Annotated in this window: 4 protein-coding genes; all 4 read right to left on the bottom strand. The window is 70.8% G+C overall.

Going from position 1 to position 4,514, the window contains the following annotated elements:
* Positions 1–23: 23 nt before the first annotated feature.
* Positions 24–896, bottom strand: a complete 873-nt coding sequence (purU, locus tag H5J29_RS21900) for a formyltetrahydrofolate deformylase (RefSeq protein ID WP_181782921.1) — start codon at positions 894–896, stop codon at positions 24–26.
* Positions 893–1,843, bottom strand: a complete 951-nt coding sequence (locus H5J29_RS21895; protein ID WP_181782920.1) for a bifunctional 5,10-methylenetetrahydrofolate dehydrogenase/5,10-methenyltetrahydrofolate cyclohydrolase — start codon at positions 1,841–1,843, stop codon at positions 893–895. The genes purU and H5J29_RS21895 overlap by 4 nt, the downstream gene beginning before the upstream one ends.
* A 132-nt stretch (positions 1,844–1,975) precedes the next feature.
* Positions 1,976–2,845: a methylenetetrahydrofolate reductase gene (locus H5J29_RS21890; RefSeq protein ID WP_181782919.1), complete on the bottom strand. Its 870-nt coding sequence runs from the start codon at positions 2,843–2,845 to the stop codon at positions 1,976–1,978.
* Positions 2,845–4,206, bottom strand: coding sequence for an aminomethyl transferase family protein (locus H5J29_RS21885; RefSeq protein WP_181782918.1), 1,362 nt, complete (start codon positions 4,204–4,206; stop codon positions 2,845–2,847). The genes H5J29_RS21890 and H5J29_RS21885 overlap by 1 nt, the downstream gene beginning before the upstream one ends.
* Positions 4,207–4,514 lie beyond the last annotated feature (308 nt).

The following is a 4,514-nucleotide window of genomic DNA, read 5'->3' as shown; positions in this document are numbered from 1 at the left end:
GGTGTCGGCGAGGTCCCTGTCGCTCACGGGAACACGACCGTCCTGGTGCCGAGGACGGCGATGCGGTTCTCGGTGTGCCACCGGACGGCCCGAGCGAGCGCCCGGCTCTCCGCCTCGCGGCCGCGGGCGGCGAGCTGGTCGGGGCTCAGCGAGTGGTCGACCCGGATCAGCTCCTGCTCGATGATCGGCCCCTCGTCGAGGTCCGCGGTCACGTAGTGCGCGGTCGCGCCGATGAACTTCACGCCGCGGGCGTGGGCCTGGTGGTAGGGCTTGGCGCCCTTGAAGCTCGGCAGCATCGAGTGGTGGATGTTGATGGCCTTGCCCTCGAGCTGCTTGCACAGGTCGTCGGAGAGGATCTGCATGTAGCGGGCGAGCACCACGAGCTCGACGTCGTTGTCCCGGACCAGCTGCAGGAGCGCGGCCTCGGCCTCGGCCTTGGTGTCCTTGGTGACGGGGATGTGTCTGAAGGGGACGCCGAAGCTGTCCGCGATGCGTCCGAGGTCGGGGTGGTTGGACACCACGGCGACGACGTCGAGGTTCAGCTCGCCGATCGAGTTCCGGAACAGCAGGTCGTTGAGGCAGTGCGCGAACTTGCTGACCATGATGACCACCCGTTGGCGCCGCGCGGCGTCGGCGAGCTGCCAGGTCATCCGGAAGGTCTCGGCCAGCTCCTCGACGCGTCGCCCGAGGCCCGCGAGGTCGAGCGGTGTCCCGTCGACGTGGGCGAACTCGACCCGCATGAAGAACGTGCCGCTCGTCGCGCTGCCGAACTGCTGGCTCTGCACGATGGTGCACCGCTCCTGCACGAGGAGCTCGGTGACCGCGTGCACGATGCCGGGTGCGTCGGGGCAGGACAGGAGCAGGGCGCCGTGCTGAGCGCCCAGTGGCGGGGTCATGACGCCTCCAGGAGGGTGCGAGGCAGGGCGGGCCGCGCCTCGTCGATCGAGAGCCCGGCGAGCAGCCGGGCCGCGGTGACGGTGTTGCGGAGCAACCAGACGTCGGTCACCGGGCCCACTCCGCCGGGGACCGGGGTGATCGCGCGAACGCGCGGTGCGACGGAGTCGTAGTCGACGTCGCCGACCATGTGGACCGTGCCGTCGGCGCCGGTCGCGGCGTTGATGCCGACGTCGATGACCACGGCGTTCTCGCTGACGTGCTCGGCCTTGATCAGGCCCGCCTTGCCCGCGGCGACGATCAGCACGTCGGCCCAGCGGGTGTGGCGGCCGATGCCGGTGGTGCGGTCGGCCCACTCGTCGACCGACTGGACCGTGGCCTGCCGCTCGTAGCCCAGGGAGATCGCGGGCTTGCCGACGTTGTTGGAGCGGCCGACGACCACGATCAGCGAACGGTGGTAGAAGTCCGCGCGGTCCTCGCCGACCGAGTCGAGCCAGGTGTCGAGCAGGTGGAAGCAGGAGGCGGCGGTCGACGGGACGAAGCGCGGGACCCCGAGGGCCAGCAGCCCGGCGTTCTCCGGGTGCACCGCCTCGATGTCCTTGCGGGGGTCGATCGCCCGGAAGACGGCGGCCTCGTCGATGTGTGCGGGCAGCGGGCGCAGGACCAGGATCCCGGACACGGACGGGTCGACGTTCAGCTCGCCGATGCGGGCGAGGAGCTCGTCCTGGGCTGCGTCGGGGGGCAGCGCCTGCGGGAAGTAGGGGACCCCGAGCTCGTCGGCAAGCCTACGCAGCCGCCGCTCGTAGGCGCCGGAGCTGTACTCGTCCCCGACCACGACGGTGGCCAGCCCGATACCGAGTCCCTCGCCGCGGAGGCCGGCCACGTCCGCCTCCAGGCTCTGCTTGAGGGCACGGGCGCAGGCACGCCCGTCGATCACCTGGGCACTCATCGTCGAAGGACTCCTCGGGTGGATCCCCCACGGACCGGTCGTGCGTACGAGCTGCGGCGACAGCTCCGGCCGGCCCGTGGGGGCGTTCGGCGCGCCGAGAACCCGGCGCAGGTGGATCGGGAGCGGGGTGGGTCAGGACAGCTTGGCGAGCCTGCGCTGCCGCCAGGCCTCCGTGCTCTCCAGGTCGTTGAAGGTGAAGACGTGGAAGCCCGTCAAGGTGTTGTCGGACTGCGCGAAGGCGGGGGTGAGCCGCTCGATCAGCTTGTTCGGGCTGTAGCCGCCGGGCAGGAAGAAGCGCCACAGCATGTTCTGCTGCTTGCTGAGGAACTTCGCGGACTGGCCGAGCCCCAGGCCCGCCGAGACCCGGATCAGCTTCTGCCTGCTGATGGCGCCGGGGATGCCGACCCGGATGGGCAGGTCGACACCGTCGGCCGCGACCTTGCGCGCCCAGCGGATCGTGGTGTCCCCGTCGAAGCAGAGCTGGGTGATGACCTGGGTCGCGTGCGGGGCCTTGGCCTTGAGCGCCTGCTCGATCAGCTCGTCGCTGATCTTGCCGTGGCCCTCGGGGTAGCCGCCGATCCCGACGGTGGTGAAGGGGTGCCCGATCTCCTCGAGCGCCACCAGCAGGCTCAGCGCGTCGGGGTACTCCCCGGCCTCCACCGCGTCGCCGCCGATCACGAAGACGCTGTCGGTGCCCGCCTCGCGGAGCCGGGCGACGATGTCGGTCAGGTGGGCCCGGTCCTTCACCTGGCGGGCCGCGAGGTGCGGCGCCGCCCGGTAGCCCTGCTCACCGAGCTTGACGGCGAGGTCGATCGTGGGCCCGAGACCCTTCGCCTCCGTGGTGGTGACGGTGAGGGCGACGTCGGTCGGGACGTGCGCGAGGACCTTCTCCTCGGCGCTCTTGAACGGCAGGATCTCGTAGGTCGCGTTGCGCAGCGCCTCGGCGAGTGCCTGCTTGCCCGTCCGCGGGGCGGGGGTCTGCCGGTTCTGTACCGACGTCATCACTTGCTCCGGTAGTTGGTGCGGGCGAACTGGACGAACGGCACCGGCGCGACGGTCGCGCGGATCGGCCAGGTCCGGTGCTCCTCCACCTGCGGCTTCGCCGAGTTGGGCTCCTCGCCCCAGACGACGGTCACCTCGGTGCCGGGCTCGGCGTGCTCCTTGGCGATGGTCGCCAGGGAGACCATGGCGCGCTCGTTGGCGATGTAGCCGCAGTCGAGCGAGATGCCGATCTGCTCGCCGCCCAGCAGGACCTTGTCCTCCTGGTGCAGCGCGTAGCGGATCTTCGGCAGGTCGAGGTACTTGGCGCCCGGACCCTTCCCGAGCAGCGACCCGATCGCCGCGGTGACGTCGTCGTTGTCCCAGACGAGGGTGACCTTGGTGCGCGGCGGGTTCTTCGCGAGCTCCTCGAGGGCCGCGCGCCCGACGAACTCGTGGTCGAACTTGACGTTGCGGTCGTAGCCGATGTCGTACGGGGTCAGGTAGTAGTCCGCGATGTCGTCGGAGTTCACGCTGCCGCCGATGGCGCCGATCGCGGTGGCGGGCAGCCACTCGCGGTACTCCTTGAGCAGCGGGTCGTCACCGAAGATCGCGGGGATCGGTGCCGGGACCCAGCCCGACTCGAGGTTCGCGGTCGAGTAGGCCTTGGCACCCGCCCGGACCAGGCCGTGGTCCTTGCCCGCCTCGATCAGCGCGGCCAGGACCGCCTCGCCCTCCGCCCACGGACCGAACAGCTCGAACCCCGGCTGGCCCGCCATGCCGTGTCGCAGCCCGCGCACGGAGTGCCCGGCGATGCGGAAGTCCGCCATGTTGAAGAACTTCGTCTCGGGGAGCTCGGCGCCGGTGGCCTGCTCCAGCACCGCCGCGGCGGTCGGGCCCTGCAGCTCGTAGCGGTAGAACTTCGGCGGACCGTCCGTGCGGACCGCCGAGTTCTCGTCGCGCTCGGCGGTGACCGTGTAGTCGCCGCGCTCGAGGTGGAACAGCACCCAGTCGATGACCATCGGGTGGCCGACCAGGTCGAACAGCTCGTCCTCGAGGTGGAACAGGATCGCGTCGCCGATCAGCTGTCCGCTCGGGTTCACCGCGACGTACTGCTTCGCCTTGTTCACGCCGAAGTTGTCGAAGGTGTTCACGGCCAGGTCGCTGAGCAGCCGCAGCGCGTCCGGGCCCTCCAGGAACAGGTCGGTCATGTGGTGCGACTGGTCGAGCAGGGCACACGTCTCCGCCCAGGCGCGCTGCTCGGAGCGCCAGTTGCTGAACTCCGGGGCGACGGGGAACGTGTGGGCGCGAGCCGCGGTGTTGCGCAGCAGCTCGACCGGGTTCCCGACGCGGGCGATGGCCGCCGCAAGACTCTCGGAAGTCATGATCGTGTGCGAACCTTTCCTCGGGTGGCCGTGGTGTCGGGTGCGCCGCCTGCGAGGCACCTGGGGCGGCGCCGCCGGGCCGGGCTCCGGACCTACCACGACGGTAGGAAACAACGCCCTCACCAGGGATCGCGCGGATGACCGGACCCTGGCTCAGCGCCCGTCGCGGCCCGCCCGGGACACATGACGTAGATCGCCCGCGGCTACGTCGAATGACGGTGCGCCCACCGCGACGGACGGCCCGGCACCCCCGGACCCCACCGCCGATCCGCCCGACCCGGCACCCGAGGCAGGATCACGGGTGCTCT

Source organism: Pseudonocardia pini (genome assembly GCF_013870575.1).
Lineage (GTDB): Bacteria > Actinomycetota > Actinomycetes > Mycobacteriales > Pseudonocardiaceae > Pseudonocardia > Pseudonocardia pini.
Note: the sequence above shows the minus strand (reverse complement) of the source record. Positions and strands in the feature narration are given on the sequence as shown.